A 20,249-nucleotide genomic window follows, 5' to 3' on the forward strand; every position below is an offset into this window, starting at 1 on the left:
AGCATTCCTGTTAACTGCATCGCCTTGACAGGTCATCGACATCAGAGTTACAAAACCTACTCATCGTTTCTGTTGTTGGGGAATGTATCTCCTCAAAATGATTAACCAGAAGAAGTCAGAGCAAATGAAAATAACTATTTCAGGAACAGGTTATGTCGGTCTTTCAAACGGTATTTTGATTGCCCAAAATCACGAAGTAGTCGCGCTGGACATTGTGCAGGCTAAAGTGGATATGCTTAACAGGAAGCAATCCCCCATTGTTGATAAAGAGATAGAAGAGTATCTATCAACGAAAAATCTTAATTTTCGTGCAACAACTGACAAGCAAGATGCTTACAAAAATGCCGATTATGTCATTATAGCTACACCGACCGATTACGATCCTAAAACCAACTATTTTAATACCTCTAGCGTGGAATCAGTCATCCGCGATGTATTGGAAGTGAATCCACAGGCAGTGATGATTATTAAATCAACCATCCCGGTTGGTTTTACTCAGTCGGTCAAAGAACGTTTAGGTACGAATAATATCATTTTCTCGCCTGAATTCTTGCGAGAAGGAAAAGCTCTTTATGACAATCTTCATCCCTCACGTATTGTTATTGGGGAGTCTTCGGCACGCGCCACACGATTCGCAGAGTTATTACAGGAAGGTGCAGTAAAACAAAATATTCCAACGCTATTTACTGATTCCACTGAAGCTGAAGCAATTAAGCTTTTTGCTAATACTTATCTTGCTATGCGTGTAGCATATTTTAATGAATTAGACAGCTACGCTGAAAGCTTAGGTCTAAATGCCCGACAAATTATTGAAGGCGTTTGTCTGGATCCGCGTATTGGTAATCATTACAACAATCCATCCTTTGGCTACGGTGGCTACTGCTTACCGAAAGATACCAAGCAACTGCTAGCCAACTACGAATCGGTGCCGAATAACATCATCGGTGCAATCGTTGATGCTAATCGTACGCGTAAAGACTTTATTGCTGACTCTATCCTCGCGCGCAAGCCGAAGGTGGTGGGCGTATACCGTCTGATCATGAAGTCTGGCTCGGATAACTTCCGCGCCTCCTCTATTCAGGGGATCATGAAGCGTATTAAGGCCAAGGGGGTACCCGTTATTATTTATGAACCCGTCATGGAAGAGGATGAATTTTTCCATTCTCGGGTAGTGCGCGATCTTAACGCGTTCAAAAATGAAGCAGATGTTATTATTTCTAATCGTATGACATCAGAATTGGCTGATGTTGCAGAAAAAGTGTATACCCGCGATTTGTTCGGCAGTGATTAATTATCATCCCCACAAAAAAGGCCTTATTAAAGGCCTTTTTACTTTAAACAGGTTAGTAATTAAACGTTGTAGAAGTTACGATACCAGTCAACAAAGTTCTTCACTCCATCTTTAACCGTTGTTTCAGGTTTAAATCCAATAATATCATACAGTGCTTTAGTGTCCGCGCTGGTTTCCAATACATCACCGGGCTGAAGTGGTAGCATGTTTTTCTTCGCTTCTATACCCAGCGCATCTTCCAGCGCCTTGATATAATCCATCAGCTCTACCGGTGCACTATTGCCGATATTGTAGACGCGATACGGCGCGGAGCTGGTTGCTGGGGAACCGCTTTCGACAGTCCACTCCCCGTTGGGCTCAGGAATAACATCCTGCAGGCGAATGATTGCTTCTGCGATATCATCAATATAGGTAAAGTCACGCTTCATTTTGCCGTAGTTATAGACGTCAATACTTTTCCCTTCCAGCATCGCTTTGGTGAACTTGAACAACGCCATATCCGGGCGGCCCCAAGGACCGTACACGGTAAAGAAACGCAGGCCTGTGGTGGGTAATCCGTACAGATGGGAATAGGTATGGGCCATCAGTTCGTTGGCTTTTTTGGTTGCCGCATACAGGGATACGGGGTGATCGACGGAATCGTCCGTTGAAAAGGGCATTTTTCGATTCAGACCGTATACCGAGCTGGAAGAGGCATAGAGTAAATGCTGAATTTTATTATGCCGACAACCTTCCAGTATGTTCAGAAAACCTGTGAGATTGGAGTCTGCGTAAGCGTGCGGATTTTCAAGTGAATAACGTACACCAGCCTGTGCAGCGAGATGAATCACACGATCAAAATTCCCGGAAGCGAAAAGAGTTGACATACCTTCGCGGTCGGCTAAATCAATCTTATGAAAATGGAAGCCGGGGTGTACCAACAGCTCCAGACGGGCATGCTTAAGACTCACGTCGTAGTAATCGTTGAGATTATCGATACCGACGACTTGGTGGCCAGCCTCAAGGAGGCGTTTGCTAACATGGAAGCCGATGAAACCAGCGGCCCCCGTAACCAAGTATTTCATGTTCGTTCCTCTTTTCGGCTAAAAAGCAGCCAGGCACTATCTGGTGCAACGAAAACTGGAATAATACCGTCAGATGGCAAAAAAGCTAATGGTTATCCTTTTTACTCATGCCATTTTTAGTGGTAAGTTAATAAATATTCATGTGGCGAATATATTGGCGAGATCGTTCGGCATTTACGCTTACTGACATTTAACCCGCTGATTGACGCTTTTCCTACGAAGAATGACCTTTCTGTATTGACACTTCTTTTAAATTCCTTCCCTTTATCTCCAGTGACTAAAATGCCAATCAAAATCTCTCAATTAATTTGTTTTTTTATCATTAATCCTATGGAATTGCTTCAATTTATAGCTAAACTAATTCGAGTTTAAGTTCTTCATTAATTAAGGTAACTATGTCTGTAAGTGATAACAACATGTCCGGGCGTGGTAACGATCCGGAACAGATTGATCTGATTGATTTGCTGGTGCAATTATGGCGCGGGAAAGTCACTATTGTTGTTGCGATTGTCGTTGCCATTGTACTGGCGGTGGGCTATCTGGCGATTGCTAAAGAGAAATGGACCTCTACTGCAATTATTACTCAACCTGATGTCGGACAGATTGCCACCTATAACAACGCGCTTAACGTGATGTATGGTGCCAGCGCACCTAAGGTGACTGAACTGCAGACAAACGTTATTGGTCGTTTCAGTACTTCTTTCTCTGCATTGGCTGAAGCGCTTGATAATCAAGAAAAACCAGAGAAATTGTCAATTGAGCAGTCTGTTAAAGGCCAACAGTTGCCGTTATCTGTCTCTTATGTTGGCGGATCACCAGAAGAAGCTCAGCGTCAGTTGGCTGAATACATTCAACAAACTGATGAAAAAGTTGCCAAAGAGCTGGAGCTTGACCTGACTGATAACATCAAGCTGCAAACCAGTACTCTTGAAGACTCTCTGAAGACCCAGGAAGTGGTTGCTCAGGAACAAAAAGATTTGCGCATCAAGCAAATCCAGGAGGCGCTGCGTTATGCAGAACAGGCCGGTGTGATTAAGCCCCAAATCCAGCAAACTCAGGAGGTTACGCAGGACAGTATGTTCCTGTTGGGTAGCGATGCCCTGAAATCTATGGTTGAACACGAGGCTACGCGTCCTTTGATATTGTCTGATAACTACTTCCAGACAAAACAAAAACTGCTGGATATCAGAAATCTTAAGCTTGAAGGGGCAGAGTTGCACTCCTATCGCTACGTGATGAAACCAACGTTACCGATTCGTCGTGACAGTCCGAAAAAAGCCATTACCCTGGTACTGGCCGTTCTGCTGGGGGGAATGATTGGTGCCGGTATCGTGCTGGGGCGAAATGCGCTGCGTGGTTACAAAGCCAGAGCGTAGCAGGCCGACAGCAGTTTTATTCTGAGCACAAAAAAACCGGGCAGTTCACAGCGCCCGGTTTTTTTACGTCTGCCGATTACTGATGACGCTTACGTAAGTTCTCAATCACGGTGGTCAGATCAAGCTCCTGATCCTGTAGCAGAACCAGCAGGTGGTACATCAGGTCAGAAGCTTCATTCGTCAGTTCAAAACGATCGTGCACGGTGGCGGCCAGTGCGGTTTCCACGCCTTCTTCCCCCACTTTCTGCGCAATGCGTTTGGTGCCACTGGCATACAGCTTGGCCGTGTAAGAGCTTGCCGGATCGGCGGTTTTACGCTCAGCCAGAAGTTGTTCCAGTTGATACAGGAACAGCCACTGATGACTGGTGTTAGCAAAGCAGCTTGAGGTGCCTTTGTGGCAAGTTGGCCCAATCGGGTTAACCAGCACCAGCAGGGTGTCGTTGTCGCAGTCAGGCGCGATGTTAACCACATTAAGAAAGTTGCCAGAGGTTTCACCTTTGGTCCACAGGCGTTGTTTGGTCCGCGAGAAGAAGGTTACCTTACCGCTTTCAAGCGTTTTATCCAGCGCCTCCGGGTTCATATAACCCAGCATCAATACTTCGCCGGAGACCGCATGCTGCACGACAACTGGCATCAGTCCGTCAGTTTTTTCCCAGTCCAGCTCGCGGCATTGTTGCTTCGTTAACATATCCTGATCTCCACGCCCTGTGTTGCCAGGTACGCTTTTAATTCGCCAATATTGATAATTTGCTTGTGGAAGACGGAGGCGGCAAGCGCGCCGTCAACGTCAGCATCCCGGAAGGCTTCGAGGAAGTGTTCCATGGTGCCCGCGCCACCGGAGGCAATCAGCGGTACATGGCAAACGTCGCGCACTTTTCTCAGCTGTTCCAGATCGTAGCCATTACGCACGCCGTCCTGATTCATCATGTTCAGCACGATTTCGCCAGCTCCACGTTTCTGCACTTCCTGCACCCAGTCCAGCGTTTCCCACTGCGTGATGCGGGTACGGCTCTCATCCCCGGTGTACTGGTTAACGTGATATTTACCGGTTTCGGCGTCATACCAGGTATCGATACCCACCACAATGCACTGTACGCCAAAGCGGTCCGACAGCCGCGTGATAAGCTCCGGGTCAGCCAGCGCCGGGGAGTTGATGGATATTTTATCCGCCCCAAAGGAGAGGATACGCGCCGCATCATCGATGGACTTAATCCCGCCGGCAACGCAGAACGGAATGTCGATCACTTCCGCCACGCGAGACACCCAGCTTTTATCCACTACACGGCCATCGCTGGAAGCGGTGATATCGTAGAACACCAGTTCATCTGCGCCTTCATCGGCATAGCGTTTTGCCAGCGGGACGATGTCGCCAATAATTTCGTGATTGCGAAACTGGACGCCTTTTACCACCTGTCCATCGCGAACGTCCAGACAAGGAATTATGCGTTTTGCCAGCATTGGATGGCCTCCTCAACGGTGAACTTACCTTCCAGCAGGGCGCGTCCGACAATCACGCCGCGTACTCCGGTCCCGCGCAGGGCCGCCACATCCTCGATTCCGCCAATGCCACCAGATGACTGAAACGCCACCTGCGGATATTTGGCGCACACTTCTTCATAAAGCGCGACGTTCGAACCCGCCAGCGTACCGTCGCGGGAAATATCGGTGCACAGCACATGCTTCAGACCCACGGGCAAATAGGTTTCCACCAGTTCTTCCAGCGAAACCCCGGAATCTTCCTGCCAGCCGCTGACCGCAACCTGTTTATTACCTTGCTCATCAATACGCACGTCCAGCGCCAGCACCAGCGCGTCGGCGCCAAAACGTTCGAACCAGCTCTTAACTTCCTCAGGGGATTTAACCGCCGTCGAACCGACCACCACACGCGCCACACCGGCGTCAAGCAGTGCCGCAACGTCCGCTTCAGTACGCACACCGCCGCCCACCTGCACCGGAACATTGACGCCCGCAACCAGCGTTTTAATCAGTGGTATTTGTCGTTTCTGCGGATCTTTTGCCCCGGTCAGATCGACCAGGTGCAGTACCTGTGCGCCTTGTGCCGAGTAATCCTGCAAGCGGGGCAGAGGATCGTTGCCGTAATCACGTTGCTGTGCGTAATCGCCCTGATGAAGACGCACCACCGTGCCGTCGATTAAATCTAATGCCGGAATAATCATTACATCTCCAGAAAGTTTTTCAGCAACTGCGCCCCAGCCGCACCCGAACGTTCCGGGTGGAACTGCACGCCAAAGAAATTGTCCTTTTGCACTGCCGCGGTAAACGGTTCGCCGTAATGACATTGGGCGATGGTCCATGGGTTCACTGGCATCGCATAGCTGTGGACAAAGTAGAAATACGCCCCATCGTCAATACCCTGGAACAGACGATTCCCCGCCTGCGGATAAACGCGATTCCAGCCCATATGCGGCAGCGGCAGACCGAAATCGGTCATTTTAGGGACGTCCTGATCAATAATGCCCAGCAGGGAGACACCGTTACTCTCTTCACTGCGCCGCCCAAGCAGTTGCATGCCTAAGCAGATCCCCAGCACCGGCTGCGTACAGGCCTTAATCAGCTCAATAAGTTCACGCTCGTGCAACTGGTCCATAGCCGCCTGCGCGGTACCCACGCCGGGTAGAAACAGCTTATCGGCACGGAGCACCACATCCGCATCGCGGCTGACAACCGGGTCGTATCCATGGCGCGCGACGGCGGATTTCACCGAGTTCAGATTGGCGCAGCCGGTATCCAGGATCACTACGTTCATTACAACACTCCTTTTGAGGAGGGCAGCGTGTCGCCTTCTACGCGAATTGCCTGACGCAGCGTGCGGCCAAAGGCTTTAAACAGGCTTTCCACGCGGTGGTGGTCATTTTTCCCTTTGGTTTTCAGGTGCAGGGTGACACCCATGGTGTAAGAGAGTGAGCGGAAGAAGTGTTCAATCATCTCCGTGCTCAGATCGCCCACGCGCTGGTAGGTAAACTCAGCGCGGTATTCCAGGTGCGGACGCCCGGAGATATCCAGCGCGCAACGTGCCAGACACTCGTCCATCGGCAGGACAAAACCAAAACGGTTGATGCCACGTTTATCGCCTAATGCCAGCTTTAAGGCCTCACCCAGCGCCAGACCGGTATCTTCTACGGTGTGGTGATCGTCAATATACAGATCGCCCTTAACGGCTATCTCCATGCGAAAACCACCGTGAGTGGCGATTTGATCCAGCATGTGGTCAAAGAAGCCAACGCCGGTATTGATTTTGCTTTGGCCTTCGCGGTCCAGCCAGACTTTGACGTCAATCTGCGTTTCTTTGGTATTGCGCTCAACGTGCGCGTAGCGGTCACGCTTGGTCAACTGTTCGCCGATCATCGCCCAGTTCAGGGTGTCACGGTGATAACGCAATCCGCGAATTCCCATGTTTTCAGCCAGCTGAATATCTGTGGCACGATCACCAATGACGTAGCTGTTTGCTATGTCCATGGCCTGTTCAACCAGGTACTGCTCAACCAGCTTCACTTTTGGCTTCCGGCAAGCGCATTCGTCCGTCGGCAGGTGCGGGCAAATCAGCACTTCATCAAATGCCACGCCCTGAGAGGTGAAAATTTGCATCATCAGGTTATGCGGACCGTCAAAATCGGCCTGCGGGAAACTCTGCGTTCCCAGTCCATCCTGGTTGGTAATCATCACCAGCTTATAGCCTGCTTTTTGCAGTTTCAGCAAAACAGGAACGACTTCCGGCTCAAAAGCCAGTTTGTCAAAGCGATCAACCTGAAAGTCACTTGGCGGTTCAGAAATCAGGGTTCCATCGCGATCGATAAAAAGATACTTCTGGCTCATACTTGCTCCGCACGTAAGGCGTCAATGACGCGCTGGCTCTCTTCACGGGTTCCGACAGTAATTCGCAGGCAGCCGCTTAACGAGGGTTGTTTGTTCTGGTCTCGTAAGATAATGCCCTGATCCCACAAAGATTTAAATACGCTGCTCGATGCGATGAAGCGCGCCAGAACATAGTTGGTTTCAGAAGCGAAAACCTGTTCTACACAGCGAATTGTTTTCAGGTTATCTACCAGATACTGACGCTCTTGCAGGATCTGCTCTACGCGTTGACGCATGGCGGCAACCCCTTGCGGCGTCAGCGCCTGGGCGGCGATATCCGCCACCGGCGTAGAGAGCGGGTAAGGGGCGATCACCTTTAACAGCAGATTGATAACCTCTTCATTGGCCAGCGTAAACCCGCAACGTAAACCGGCGAGAGCAAACGCTTTGGACAGCGTGCGTAAAATCACCAGGTGCGGATATTCAGACAGCCAGCCTGCCAGCGTGGCCTGCGGGCAAAACTCGATATACGCTTCATCGGCAACCACGATAGCTTTACCCTGCGTCATGTCGAGCAGCGCACGCAGATCCTGTGGCTTAATCAACTGGCCCGTTGGGTTATTTGGGCTGCATACGTAAACCACCTTTACGCCATCAAGCTTGTCCGCGATACCTTGTAAATCCAGTTGCCAGTCGTCAAGTGTCGGGACGGTACGACATTCAACGCCAATCGTTTCGGCGCTGACGCTGTACATGCCGTAAGTCGGCGGGCAGTACAGAATCGCATCTTTACCGGGTTCGCAAAAAGCGCGCACCAGCAGTTCGATCCCTTCATCTGCGCCGCGGCTGACCAGCACCTGCTCCGGCTTGACGCCTGCATACTGCGCGTAATTCTCAATCACGACTTTCGGCTGGCACTCTGGGTAGCGGTTCAACGTTTGCTGACTGAGCTGAAACTCAACGGCGGTGGGGTATTCATTCGCGTTGAGCCAGACGTCGCCGTTACCGCCAAGACGGCGGGCAGACTGATAAGGCGTTAACTCGCGGACATTCTTACGGGCTAAATCAGTGACGCTGAGAACGTTGTCAGTGCTCATGCTTGCTCCTTCAGGGCGTTAACGCGCAGGGTGACGGCATTTTTGTGGGCGGTCAGCAGCTCAGCCGCGGCCAGGGTTTCAATGGTGGCGGCCAGCGCAGAGAAACCTTGTGGTGTTAATTCCTGTACGGTCATCCGTTTCTGGAAATCAGCCAGCCCCAGGCTGGAACAGGTTGCGGTATAACCGTAGGTTGGCAGCACGTGGTTGGTGCCGGAAGCGTAGTCGCCTGCGGATTCCGGCGACCAGTCGCCAAGGAACACCGAACCGGCGCTGGTAATGTCATCAACCAGGTCACGTGCGTTGCGGGTCTGAATGATCAGGTGCTCCGGACCGTAGGCGTTGGAGATTTCAACGCACTGCGCCAGATCTTTCGCCACGATTAAGCGGCTGGCGGAGAGCGCCTGACGCGCAGTGTCGGCGCGGGACAGCTCGGCGAGCTGGCGTTCAACGGCTTCGGCAACGCCCTCTGCAAGCTTAGCGTCCGGCGTCAGCAGGATCACCTGCGAGTCCGGGCCGTGCTCGGCCTGAGAGAGCAGGTCGGAGGCGACAAAATCCGGCGTTGCGCCGCTGTCGGCGATAACCAATACTTCGGACGGGCCCGCGGGCATGTCGATGGCGGCGCCGTCAAGACGCTGGCTGACCTGGCGTTTGGCTTCGGTCACATACGCATTGCCCGGCCCGAATATTTTATCGACTTTTGGAATAGACTCCGTACCCAGCGCCAGCGCGGCAATAGCCTGCGCGCCACCCACGTTAAACACCTCTTTCACGCCACATAGCTGCGCAGCGTAGAGGATTTCATCGGCAATTGGCGGCGGCGAGCACAGCACCACTTTTTTGCAGCCCGCAATACGCGCCGGGGTCGCCAGCATTAATACGGTAGAGAACAGCGGCGCCGATCCCCCTGGAATATACAGGCCCACGGAAGCGATAGGGCGGGTAACCTGCTGGCAGCGGACACCCGGCTGGGTTTCGATGTCCACCGGTGGCAGGATTTGCGCGGTGTGGAAAGTAGCAATATTACGCACCGCCGCCTGCATGGCTTGTTTCAGTTCGTCGCTCAGGCGACTGCTGGCCTGCTGAATTTCTTCCTCGGTGACGCGCAGTGCGCCGACCTCGGTTTTATCAAACTTCGCGCTGTATTCACGTAGCGCCCGGTCGCCATTATTTTTGACGTTCTCAAGGATCTCGGCCACCGTGCGGCTGATGCTCTCAGAGGCGGAGATCGCCGGGCGCATCAGCAGTTCGCGCTGCTGCTCCGGGCTACAGCTATTCCAGTCAATCAGGGTATTGAAGCTCATGGTCGTTACTCCATCATCTTCTCAATCGGCAGCACCAGAATTGAGCTGGCGCCGAGCGCTTTCAGTTTTTCCATTGTTTCCCAGAACAGGGTTTCGCTGCTGACCATGTGCATCGCCACGCGCTGCTGATCACCCGCCAGTGGCAGAATGGTAGGGCGCTCAGCGCCAGGCAGCAGGGCGATGACTTCGTCCAGACGCTCGCTCGGGGCGTGCATCATGATGTATTTGGATTCACGAGCCTGAATAACCCCCTGGATGCGGGTCAGTAGTTTGTCGATCAACTGCTGCTTGGCTGCGGCCATTTCGCCGTCGCGCTGAATCAGACACGCTTTAGAGCGATAAATCACTTCCACTTCACGCAGACCATTGGCTTCAAGCGTCGCACCGGTTGAGACCAGATCGCAGATCGCATCGGCCAGGCCCGCGCGGGGTGCGACTTCGACAGAACCGTTTAACAGACAGGATTTAAATGACACCCCTTTTTGATCGAGATAACGCTTGAGCAGGTGCGGGTAAGAGGTGGCGATACGCTTCCCGTTCAGCGCGGCCGGGCCATCCCAGGCTTCATCAACCGGGGTTGCCAGCGAAAGACGGCAGCCACCGAAGTCCAGACGACGCAGGGTAAAATAGCGAGGATCTTCACCCTGTGCCCGACGGTTGAGCAGCTCTTCTTCCAGAACGTTTTCCCCAATGATGCCAAGATCAACGACGCCGTCCATCACCAGACCCGGGATATCGTCATCACGCACGCGCAGAATATCAATCGGCATATTCTCTGCCATCGCAATTAAGCGCTGGGTGTGAAGATTAATTTTAATGCCGCAACGGGCCAGTAATTCGCGTGAATCGTCGCTTAAACGGCCTGATTTCTGCATAGCTATGCGTAAACGGGTGTTGTCTAACATTGTTTGTTCCTTGTTATCCTGTCTGAATCAGTTTGGGTCACGCACAAAAAAAAGCCCCCGGAAGAAATCTTCCGGGGGCTTTCTCATACGCTCATGCACCGCTGGAAGATTTAAATGTCTCCCAGCACACATCGCCTGAAAGACTAGTCAGGATGATGGTGATGATGGTGTTTAAATTGAGCGCGTGTCATAAATTTTCTCGATGAATGTTTATTCATTTGATGTCTTTTAACGTAAACCACTTTAGCTACGGAAAGCAAGGGCTTTTTTTGATCATTAATTCATTTCATATTGATACTATGAATTGTCAGCCACCGTGGGCTGGCGTAGCCTTGCGTTATAGGCCAAAAGTCAGGAGAGAAGGCATGAAAAAGGTCGCAATTGTCGGGTTAGGTTGGTTAGGCATGCCGTTAGCCATGTCGCTGGCGGCGAGAGGCTGGCAGGTGACCGGCAGCAAAACCACATTAGATGGGGTGGAAGCGGCCCGCATGAGCGGTATCGAGAGTTACTCGCTGCGCCTGGAGCCTGAACTGGTCTGTGAGACCGACGATCTCGACGCACTGATGGACGCTGATGCACTGGTTATTACGCTACCTGCTCGCCGTAGCGGGCCGGGGGAGGCATTTTACCTGCAGGCCATGCAGGAGTTGGTTGATAGTGCGCTGGCGTACCGGATCCCGCGGATTATTTTTACCAGCTCGACATCGGTCTATGGCGATGTCCAGGGCATCGTAAAAGAGGGAACACCGCGTAACCCGGTCACCGCCAGCGGGCGTGTGCTGAAAGAACTTGAAGACTGGCTGCACAACTTGCCAGGCACCTCGGTAGATATTCTGCGCCTGGCCGGGCTGGTTGGCCCGGGAAGACATCCCGGCCGCTTTTTCGCGGGTAAGACGGCGCCGGATGGAAACCATGGCGTCAATCTGGTGCATCTGGATGATGTCGTTTCTGCCATCACGTTGCTGCTGCAAGCGCCTAAAGGGGGACACATCTATAATATATGTGCGCCTTTGCATCCGGCGCGTAACGTGTTCTATCCACAGATGGCCCGCCAGTTGGGGATGGAACCTCCAGAATTTCGCGGCGGTGCGGATAACGGTAAAGGTAAAGTCATTGATGGCAGCCGTATTTGTAATGAGCTTGGATTTGAGTACCAGTATCCCGATCCGCTGGTGATGCCGATGGAGTGACAGGCCAGCAGAGTGTCGCTGTATACCGCCAGGGGGCGAGTATGAAACCACTGCTGGACGTTCTTATCATTCTCGATGCGTTAGAAAAAGAGGGCAGTTTCGCGGCGGCGTCGGCAAAATTGTATAAGACGCCGTCTGCGCTTAGCTACACCGTCCATAAACTGGAAAGCGATCTTAATATTCAGTTATTAGATCGCAGTGGACACCGGGCTAAGTTTACCCGCACCGGCCAAATGCTGCTGGAAAAGGGGCGAGAGGTATTGCACTCCGTTCGCGAACTCGAAAAGCAAGCCATTAAGCTGCATGAAGGCTGGGAAAATGAACTGGTTATCGGCGTCGATGATACGTTTCCCTTTTCACTGCTGGCCCCCCTCATCGAATCGTTCTATCAACGTCACAGTGTGACGCGTCTGAAATTTATTAACGGCGTGCTGGGGGGCTCCTGGGATGCACTGACTCAGGGGCGGGCGGATATTATTGTCGGCGCTATGCATGAACCGCCTGCGGGGAGCGAATTTGGCTTTGCGCGGCTGGGTGCTCTGGAACAGGTGTTTGTTGTTGCGCCGCATCACCCCTTGGCGCAGGAACAGGAACCGTTAAATCGTCGCACTATTCGACGATTTCGCGCCATCGTGGTGGGAGAAAATGCGCATCAAGTGAACATCTCCGGTGTTCAGGTGTTGGACGATCAGGAAGCGATTACCGTTTTTGACTTCAAAACCAAGCTGGAGCTGCAAATCAGTGGTCTCGGATGCGGATATATTCCACGTTATCTGGCGCAGCGATTTTTGGACAGCGGCGCGCTGATTGAGAAGAAAGTGGTCGGACAAATTCTGTTTGAACCCGTATGGATAGGGTGGAATGAACAGACCGCCGGGCTTGCCAGCGCCTGGTGGCGGGATGAGATTTTAGCAAATAGTGCTATTGCCGGGGTGTACGTTAAAACGGATGCTGATAAATCAATCAGTTGAGAAAAAATATTTTTTTACAGTGGCTTCAATCTCTTGTTATTTCTCTCCAAATTAGTGCAAAATACGCCGCTTGCAAAAAATGACATTAACCGACGTTTTAATACGCGTCGGTTATTTTTTTGCATCAAACCAATCATTCATAAAAGAGGCCGGGCTTCGTACCGGATAGATACTTACTTAAAAATCGACAGTTGTTGTCGCTGAGGATTAACAAAAAATGGGGCAATTTTTTGCTTACGCGACGGTTTTCGCCGTAATGGGGGATAACCATGTCGCATAACGCTACTCCAAACACCTCTCGCGTGGAATTACGTAAAACGCTTACGCTGGTTCCGGTTGTCATGATGGGCCTTGCCTATATGCAGCCGATGACGCTGTTCGATACATTCGGTATCGTCTCAGGAATGACCGATGGTCACGTCCCGACAGCTTACGCCTTTGCACTGATCGCCATCCTCTTTACCGCACTAAGCTACGGTAAACTGGTACGCCGCTATCCGTCTGCAGGCTCTGCCTACACTTACGCTCAGAAATCCATTAGCCCGACCGTTGGCTTTATGGTTGGCTGGTCATCGCTGCTGGACTACCTGTTCGCGCCGATGATCAACATTCTGTTGGCGAAAATATATTTTGAAGCGCTGGTGCCCTCGATTCCATCGTGGATGTTCGTGGTGGCGCTGGTGGCCTTTATGACCGCCTTCAACCTGCGTAGCCTCAAATCCGTCGCCAATTTCAACACTGTGATCGTGTTGTTGCAGGTGGTGCTGATTGCGGTGATCCTCGGCATGGTCGTTTATGGCGTGTTCGAAGGGGAAGGGGCCGGTACGCTGGCAAGCAGCCGTCCGTTCTGGTCTGGTGATGCGCACGTGATCCCGATGATCACCGGTGCGACCATCCTGTGCTTCTCGTTCACCGGTTTTGACGGTATCAGCAACCTGTCAGAAGAAACCAAAGACGCTGAGCGCGTGATCCCGCGTGCGATTTTCCTGACTGCTCTGATTGGTGGCCTGATCTTTATCGTCTCCACCTATCTGTTGCAGCTGTACTTCCCGGATATCTCGCGCTTTAAGGATCCAGATGCTTCGCAGCCGGAAATCATGCTGTATGTTGCGGGTAAGTTCTTCCAGGTAGGCGCGCTGATTTTCTCTACCATTACCGTACTGGCGTCCGGTATGGCGGCGCATGCAGGCGTTGCGCGTCTGATGTACGTGATGGGCCGTGACGGCGTATTCCCGAAAAGCTTCTTCGGTTATGTACACCCGAAATGGCGTACTCCGTCCATGAACATCATTCTGGTTGGTGCGATTGCTTTGCTGGCAATCAACTTCGACCTGGTGATGGCGACGGCGCTGATTAACTTTGGTGCGCTGGTGGCGTTTACCTTCGTTAACCTGTCGGTAATCTCCCAGTTCTGGATCCGTGAGAAGCGTAACAAGACGCTGAAAGATCACTTCCAGTACCTGTTCCTGCCAATGTGCGGTGCGCTGACCGTTGGCGCGCTGTGGGTGAACCTGGAAGAAAGCTCAATGGTTCTGGGCCTGATCTGGGCGGGTATCGGTCTGATCTACCTGGCTTGCGTGACCAAAAGCTTCCGCAACCCGGTCCCGCAGTACGACGAAGATATCGCGTAATAATTGCATTTAGCTGAAAAAAAACGGAGACATGTTCTCCGTTTTTTTATACGTGGGATTTATACAATCTCTTGCGCATATTGCCAGAGCGCTTTCAGCAGCGTCAGCTTTTCTTTGTTATCCGCATATTGCTGACTCAGCATCTGTAACTCATTGGCGTAATTTTGCAAAAACTCCGGCGTGAATACCTGACGACGATGGTCCAGCCAGCGCTGTTGTTCGGCTTCATCCAGCGTTCCAGGGAAGTTACGCGCGCGGTAGTTAAACAGCAGCTTTTCAATGCGTTTATCGACAAAGGTGATATCCAGCGCCGGTAAATTGCGCGGTTCGGTTTCCAGAACGATTTTCATCGCGGCGCGGTCGGCATCGCTGAAAAAGCCGTTGTACAACTGGGCATCTACGTTATCCGATGGCGCAAAGGGTTCTGCCTCGGCAAAGATAGCCACGACTTTGTCGCGCACCTGGGGGTTTTCGCGCAGAATTTTGAGATTATCCAGACAATGCTGGCGGTTAATACCGAGACGATCGGCATCTTCCGGGCGCAGGGTGTTCGCCTGTGCCAGTACCGGACATTTGTTGATGTGCACCAGTTTAACCGGAACTGCGGGGTTATCTCCCAGATCTGCCTTAGCGGTATAGAGCCGCTCACGCAGCGCGTCGCTGTCCAGTTCGAGCAGTGGTGAAATATCACCGGCCAGATCGACCATGATAACCGCGTTGCGATTTTCCGGATGCCAGGCCATTGGCGCCACCCAACTGGTGTTACCGCGCCATGCGCCGAACATGCCCGAGACATGGACCAGCGGCTTCATCTGCGGCACATCAATTAGCGCCGCCAGCTTGTGCTTATTACGATGGCTATAGAGATACTCAAACAGACGAGGCTGGCGTGACTTGACTAATTGCGCCATCGCAATCGTGGCATACACATCGGCCATTGCATCGTGGGCATTGGCATGCTCAATCCCATTCGCTTTGGTCAAATGTTCCAGGCGAAAGCTGGGCAAGCCATCGTCATTTTCTGGCCAGTTAATACCTTCAGGACGCAGGGCATAGCAGGCTCGCATTACATCCAGCAGATCCCAGCGCGAATTATCGTTCTGCCAGCTCCATGCATAGGGATCGTAGAAATTGCGATACAGGATATTTCGCGTCACTTCATCATCGAAGCGCACATTGTTATAGCCCAAAATGCAGGTTTTCGGCACGGTAAACAGGGCGTGAATACGCGCAGCAAAAGCAGCTTCATTTTCTCCCTTTTCACGTGCTTCCTGCGGTGTGATGCCGGTAATCAGCACCGCCTCTGGCTGTGGCAAGTAGTCGTCTGCGGGTTTGCAATAAAAGACTTCAGGTTCACCGATAATGTTGAAATCGTTATCTGTGCGGATGGCCGCAAATTGTGCGGGTCTGTCCAGCGCCGGATGGGTACCAAAAGTCTCGTAATCGTGGAAGAGAAAGCCAGGTTGCTGCTTGCCGTCATTCATTGTTCAGTTATGTCCGGGATCAATTTAGCGCTTATCCAAGAATACCAAAAAATAGCGAGGTAATCAGCAAGAGGATTATCGATGCGGAATGGCCTACGCAAGAAAATTGCGCTGAACACGGCTTCGAACGAATGATTAATTATTTTCTTACCGTTAAAGGAAATTACTGGAATAAACTTTCTTAAAATCACACCTTGGGAAATAAGTTAATTGATAACCATTATTGTTATTTCATTTTCTGTTTTCTGGATGTTTTAAAAGTCTTTTAAAAACAACGACCTTATATTTTTATTAATGCGCTTGTATGCATTGTAATAAAATGTGAGTGAGGTTAAAAATTAATAATATAAACTCCATATAATAATTGGATATATCTAATAACAGGAGGTTATATGAGCATAAGTCGGCGTAATTTTTTACGAGGGGTGGGTATAGGTTGCTCAGCCTGTGCGATAGGCAGTTTTCCACCAGGCGCACTGGCGCGGAATTCTCCCGAGCACATAAAAGGGAAAACATCCCTGACGCCAAGTTTGTGCGAAATGTGTTCTTTTCGCTGCCCAATTCAGGCTCAGGTAATTAATAATAAGACGGTTTTTATTCAAGGAAACCCTAATGCGCCTCAGCAGGGGACGCGTGTCTGCGCGCGCGGAGGCAGCGGTGTTAGCCTGGTCAACGACCCGCATCGTATTGTTAAACCGATGAAACGCACAGGACCTCGCGGGAGCGGTGAATGGCAGGTGATTAGCTGGCAGCAGGCATATAAAGAAATTGCCGAGAAAATGACGGCAATAAAAGCGCAGCATGGTCCCGAGGGGGTCGTATTCTCTTCCAAGTCCGGTTCGCTTTCTGGCCATTTATTTCATCTCGCAACGGCTTTTGGATCGCCGAACACGTTTACTCACGCGTCGACATGTCCCGCCGGAAAAGCGATTGCCGCTAAAGTTATGATGGGCGGCGATTTAGCCATGGATATCGTCAATACCCGTTATATGGTCTCTTTTGGCCATAACCTCTATGAAGGCATTGAAGTTGCCGACACGCATGAACTGATGGCCGCGCAGGAAAAGGGCGCGAAGATGGTCAGTTTTGATCCCCGTTTGTCCGTCTTCTCCAGCAAAGCGGATGAATGGCATGCGCTTAAGCCTGGCGGTGACTTACCGGTGCTTATGGCGATGTGTCACGTCATGATCAAAGAAAATCTGTATGACGCAGACTTTGTGGCACGCTACACCACAGGGTTTGACCAACTGGCTGAAGCGGTGCAAGAGACCACGCCGGAATGGGCGCAAAAGCTCGCTGATGTGCCTGCAGATGTGATTATCCGGGTCACCCGCGAAATGGCCGCCTGCGCGCCTCACGCCATCGTCAGTCCGGGTCATCGTGCGACGTTTTCGCAAGAAGAAATTGATATGCGGCGCATGATTTTCACCCTCAATGTGTTACTTGGAAATATTGAGCGTGAGGGGGGATTGTATCAGAAAAAAGCGGCGGCAACGTACAATAAGCTGGCCGGAGAGAAAGTTGCTCCCGTGCTGGCAAAACCCGATGCCAAGTTACCCAAACCAACGGCGCAGCGTATCGATCTGGTTGCCCCGCAGTTCAAGTACATCGCGGCCGGCGGCGGCGTAGTGCAGAGCATTATTGATGCCGTCTTAAATCAAACGCCGTATCCGGTGAAGGGATGGATTATGTCCCGACACAACCCTTTCCAGACCGTGACCTGTCGACCAGATCTGGTTAAGACTGTTGAACAGCTCGACCTGGTGGTCAGCTGCGATGTCTATTTAAGCGAAAGCGCGGCGTATGCCGATTATCTTTTACCTGAATGTACTTACCTTGAGCGCGATGAAGAAGTTTCTGATATGTCAGGGCTGAATCCAGCCTATGCCCTGCGTCAGCAGGTTGTAGAGCCTATCGGTGATGCGCGTCCGAGCTGGCAAATCTGGAAAGAACTGGCTGTTCAGTTAGGCCTTGGGCAATTCTACCCATGGCAGGATATGCAAACGCGTCAGCTGTACCAGCTTAATGGCGATCATGCGTTATCTGCTGAGCTACGTCAGAAAGGGTATCGGGAGTGGGGTGTTCCGCTATTGCTGCGCGAACCCGAAGCGGTGCGTCAGTTTGTGGCGCGCTATCCGGGCGCGGTTGCGGTTGATAGCGACGGCACCTATGGTGAACAACTGCGCTTTAAATCCCCGTCAGGAAAAATCGAACTCTACTCTGCGGAGCTGGAAACACTCCTGCCTGGCTACGGTGTTCCTCGCGCCCGCAATTTCGCGCTCAAAGGCGACAATGAACTCTACTTTATTCAAGGGAAAGTGGCGGTTCATACCAATGGCGCAACGCAATATGTGCCACTGCTGAGTGAGTTGATGTGGGACAACGCTGTGTGGATCCACCCGCAAACGGCCCGTGAAAAAGGCATCAAAAGCGGCGATGACATCTGGCTGGAAAATGCAACCGGTAAGGAAAAAGGCAAAGCGCTGGTCACCGCCGGTATTCGACCCGATACGCTATTCGTCTATATGGGATTTGGCGCCAAGGCAGGAGCCAAAACAGCCGCGACGACGCACGGAATTCACTGCGGTAATTTGCTTCCGCATGTCACCAGTCCGGTGTCAGGTACGGTGGTCCACACCTCTGGCGTTACGCTTCGTCGGGCATGAGAAAGGAGTACATCATGAATCAATCAACAAACCCTTATGTCATGCTGCATGACGAAAAACGCTGTATTGGTTGTCAGGCGTGTACGGTTGCCTGCAAGGTACTGAATGACGTGCCTGAAGGTTTTAGCCGCTTACAGGTGCAGATCCGTTCACCGGAACAGGAACCCGAGGCACTGTCCCACTTCCAGTTTGTTCGTGTTTCCTGCCAGCATTGTGAAGATGCGCCGTGCGTCAGCGTTTGTCCAACCGGTGCTTCATTCCGTGATGAAAACGGTATTGTGCAGGTGGATAAATCCCGCTGTATTGGCTGTGACTACTGCGTTGCTGCTTGTCCGTTCCATGTCCGTTATCTCAATCCACAAACGGGAATCGCAGACAAATGTAATTTCTGCGCGGATACCCGCCTGGAGGTCGGACAGTCACCCGCCTGCGTTTCCGTTTGTCCTACGGATGCGTTGAAGTTTGGTCGTCGCGATGATCCAGAAATACAGCACTGGATCAATCAAAAAGAGGTTTATCGCCAGCAGGATACGCGTAGTGGTCCGGTGAGTGTTTATCGGCGTAAAGAGATCCATCAGGAGGGTAAAGTATGAATTCTATCTGGGGAGCGGAGCTTAACTATGCGCCGGACTACTGGCCGCTGTGGCTCATTTATGCGGGCGTTATTGTTGTGCTGATGATTGCAGGGTTGATCACGCACGCGCTGTTACGTCGGATGCTGGCGCCGAAAACGGCAACCGGAGAGGAGCACCGGGAATACCTCTATTCGCTGGCTGTTCGCCGTTGGCACTGGGGAAATGCGCTACTCTTTATTCTGCTTTTGCTGAGCGGCCTGTTTGGCCACTTCTCTGTCGGACCGGTAGCGTTGATGGTACAGGTGCATACCTGGTGCGGCTTCGCATTGCTGGCCTTCTGGATAGGCTTTGTGTTAATAAACGCAACCAGCGGCAACGGCTGCCATTATCGCGTGAAGTTAAACGGGTTGATATCACGCTGCCTGCTGCAAACGCGCTTTTATCTGTATGGCATCATGAAAGGCGAGCCGCATCCGTTTGCCGCAACGGCAAAGGATAAATTTAACCCACTGCAACAACTGGCCTACCTGGCCATTATGTACGCGCTGGTTCCGCTGTTGATCATCACAGGGTTGTTATGCCTCTACCCGCAGGTGGTAGCGGCAGGGCCTGTAATGCTGGTGCTGCATATGGCGTTAGCGATTGTGGGTTTACTGTTCATCTGCGCACATATTTACCTGTGTACGCTGGGCGACACGCCAGGGCAAATTTTCCGCAGTATGATCGACGGCTACCATCGCCATCGCAGTCATCACGCAGAGACTGCGCCACGCAAAGGATAATTTCGCGCGCGGTTTGTCTCTGACAGCCTTGTATAACAGCAAGAAAATGTGCCTTATGTCACATTTTCTTGCAATTTATTCAAGTTTGTTCGACAGAACTTCC

General features: G+C 51.6%; 19 protein-coding genes, 1 pseudogene and 1 other annotated feature. Of the genes and pseudogenes, 9 read left to right on the forward strand and 11 right to left on the reverse strand.

Annotated features, from left to right (window positions below; genetic code table 11):
* Positions 1-124 precede the first annotated feature (124 nt).
* Positions 125-1,291 carry a UDP-glucose 6-dehydrogenase gene (gene ugd, locus FDX04_RS16260; RefSeq protein WP_137371238.1) on the forward strand — a complete coding sequence of 389 codons (1,167 nt, stop codon included), beginning with the start codon at positions 125-127 and terminating at the stop codon, positions 1,289-1,291.
* A gap of 59 nt (positions 1,292-1,350) precedes the next feature.
* On the opposite strand, the gene FDX04_RS16265 is transcribed toward ugd, so the two are convergent.
* Positions 1,351-2,355, reverse strand: a complete 1,005-nt coding sequence (locus FDX04_RS16265; protein ID WP_137371239.1) for an NAD-dependent epimerase — start codon at positions 2,353-2,355, stop codon at positions 1,351-1,353.
* A 395-nt stretch (positions 2,356-2,750) separates the two neighbouring features.
* Between FDX04_RS16265 and wzzB the strand changes: the two genes are divergently transcribed.
* Entirely contained in the window at positions 2,751-3,731 is a 981-nt protein-coding gene (wzzB, locus tag FDX04_RS16270) for an LPS O-antigen chain length determinant protein WzzB (RefSeq protein ID WP_137371240.1), read from the forward strand.
* A 76-nt stretch (positions 3,732-3,807) separates the two neighbouring features.
* Here the strand turns inward: wzzB and hisIE are convergent, their stop codons facing one another.
* The 9 genes from hisIE to hisL all read right to left on the reverse strand — a co-directional run bounded on the left by hisIE (position 3,808) and on the right by hisL (position 11,038).
* Positions 3,808-4,419, reverse strand: coding sequence for a bifunctional phosphoribosyl-AMP cyclohydrolase/phosphoribosyl-ATP diphosphatase HisIE (gene hisIE / locus FDX04_RS16275; protein WP_069323517.1), 612 nt, complete (start codon positions 4,417-4,419; stop codon positions 3,808-3,810).
* Positions 4,413-5,189 carry an imidazole glycerol phosphate synthase subunit HisF gene (gene hisF, locus FDX04_RS16280; protein ID WP_137371241.1) on the reverse strand — a complete coding sequence of 259 codons (777 nt, stop codon included), beginning with the start codon at positions 5,187-5,189 and terminating at the stop codon, positions 4,413-4,415. The genes hisIE and hisF overlap by 7 nt, the downstream gene beginning before the upstream one ends.
* Positions 5,171-5,908: a 1-(5-phosphoribosyl)-5-[(5-phosphoribosylamino)methylideneamino]imidazole-4-carboxamide isomerase gene (gene hisA, locus FDX04_RS16285; protein ID WP_137371242.1), complete on the reverse strand. Its 738-nt coding sequence runs from the start codon at positions 5,906-5,908 to the stop codon at positions 5,171-5,173. The genes hisF and hisA overlap by 19 nt, the downstream gene beginning before the upstream one ends.
* Complete coding sequence (gene hisH / locus FDX04_RS16290) at positions 5,908-6,498, reverse strand: imidazole glycerol phosphate synthase subunit HisH (protein WP_042307530.1); 591 nt, start codon at positions 6,496-6,498, stop codon at positions 5,908-5,910. Before hisH ends, hisA begins: the two co-directional genes overlap by 1 nt.
* Positions 6,498-7,565, reverse strand: a complete 1,068-nt coding sequence (hisB, locus tag FDX04_RS16295) for a bifunctional histidinol-phosphatase/imidazoleglycerol-phosphate dehydratase HisB (RefSeq protein ID WP_042307531.1) — start codon at positions 7,563-7,565, stop codon at positions 6,498-6,500. The genes hisH and hisB overlap by 1 nt, the downstream gene beginning before the upstream one ends.
* Positions 7,562-8,641 (reverse strand): histidinol-phosphate transaminase, encoded by a 1,080-nt coding sequence (hisC, locus tag FDX04_RS16300; RefSeq protein ID WP_137371243.1) that lies wholly within the window; start codon positions 8,639-8,641, stop codon positions 7,562-7,564. The genes hisB and hisC overlap by 4 nt, the downstream gene beginning before the upstream one ends.
* On the reverse strand, positions 8,638-9,942 hold the full coding sequence (gene hisD, locus FDX04_RS16305; protein ID WP_137371244.1) for a histidinol dehydrogenase: 1,305 nt from the start codon (positions 9,940-9,942) through the stop codon (positions 8,638-8,640). The genes hisC and hisD overlap by 4 nt, the downstream gene beginning before the upstream one ends.
* Before the next feature lie 5 nt (positions 9,943-9,947).
* On the reverse strand, positions 9,948-10,847 hold the full coding sequence (hisG, locus tag FDX04_RS16310; RefSeq protein WP_137360858.1) for an ATP phosphoribosyltransferase: 900 nt from the start codon (positions 10,845-10,847) through the stop codon (positions 9,948-9,950).
* A 45-nt stretch (positions 10,848-10,892) separates the two neighbouring features.
* Positions 10,893-11,015: a sequence feature (His leader region), on the reverse strand.
* The gene (hisL, locus tag FDX04_RS16315; protein ID WP_100250077.1) at positions 10,991-11,038 is read right to left on the reverse strand and encodes a his operon leader peptide; all 48 of its coding nucleotides are present in this window, start codon (positions 11,036-11,038) and stop codon (positions 10,991-10,993) included. Its footprint overlaps the feature before it by 25 nt.
* 174 nt (positions 11,039-11,212) lie before the next feature.
* Between hisL and FDX04_RS16320 the strand changes: the two genes are divergently transcribed.
* The 4 genes and pseudogenes from FDX04_RS16320 (at position 11,213) to plaP (ending at position 14,639) form a co-directional block, all read left to right on the forward strand.
* Positions 11,213-12,037, forward strand: a complete 825-nt coding sequence (locus tag FDX04_RS16320) for an SDR family oxidoreductase (RefSeq protein WP_137371245.1) — start codon at positions 11,213-11,215, stop codon at positions 12,035-12,037.
* A gap of 41 nt (positions 12,038-12,078) precedes the next feature.
* A pseudogene (locus tag FDX04_RS16325) lies at positions 12,079-13,063 on the forward strand (LysR substrate-binding domain-containing protein).
* Positions 13,064-13,225: 162 nt separating this feature from the next.
* Positions 13,226-13,288, forward strand: coding sequence for a membrane protein YoeI (gene yoeI / locus FDX04_RS24695; RefSeq protein ID WP_099045591.1), 63 nt, complete (start codon positions 13,226-13,228; stop codon positions 13,286-13,288).
* A complete protein-coding gene (gene plaP, locus FDX04_RS16335) occupies positions 13,278-14,639 on the forward strand; it encodes a putrescine/proton symporter PlaP (RefSeq protein WP_003030167.1) in 1,362 nt (453 codons plus the stop codon). The genes yoeI and plaP overlap by 11 nt, the downstream gene beginning before the upstream one ends.
* Before the next feature lie 59 nt (positions 14,640-14,698).
* Here plaP and sbcB read toward each other — a convergent pair whose 3' ends face one another.
* Positions 14,699-16,123, reverse strand: a complete 1,425-nt coding sequence (gene sbcB / locus FDX04_RS16340) for an exodeoxyribonuclease I (protein WP_137371247.1) — start codon at positions 16,121-16,123, stop codon at positions 14,699-14,701.
* A 392-nt stretch (positions 16,124-16,515) separates the two neighbouring features.
* On the opposite strand from sbcB, the gene phsA reads away from it, so the two are divergent.
* Genes phsA through phsC form a run of 3 tightly spaced genes read left to right on the forward strand, consistent with a single transcriptional unit; the run spans position 16,516 to position 20,146 of the window.
* Positions 16,516-18,789 carry a thiosulfate reductase PhsA gene (phsA, locus tag FDX04_RS16345; RefSeq protein ID WP_137360862.1) on the forward strand — a complete coding sequence of 758 codons (2,274 nt, stop codon included), beginning with the start codon at positions 16,516-16,518 and terminating at the stop codon, positions 18,787-18,789.
* Positions 18,790-18,803: 14 nt separating this feature from the next.
* Positions 18,804-19,382, forward strand: coding sequence for a thiosulfate reductase electron transport protein PhsB (phsB, locus tag FDX04_RS16350; RefSeq protein ID WP_042307544.1), 579 nt, complete (start codon positions 18,804-18,806; stop codon positions 19,380-19,382).
* Positions 19,379-20,146, forward strand: coding sequence for a thiosulfate reductase cytochrome B subunit (gene phsC / locus FDX04_RS16355; protein WP_042307546.1), 768 nt, complete (start codon positions 19,379-19,381; stop codon positions 20,144-20,146). Before phsB ends, phsC begins: the two co-directional genes overlap by 4 nt.
* Positions 20,147-20,249: the final 103 nt, after the last annotated feature.

This window comes from Citrobacter sp. wls615, assembly GCF_005281355.1.
GTDB classification, from domain to species: Bacteria; Pseudomonadota; Gammaproteobacteria; order Enterobacterales; family Enterobacteriaceae; genus Citrobacter; species Citrobacter werkmanii.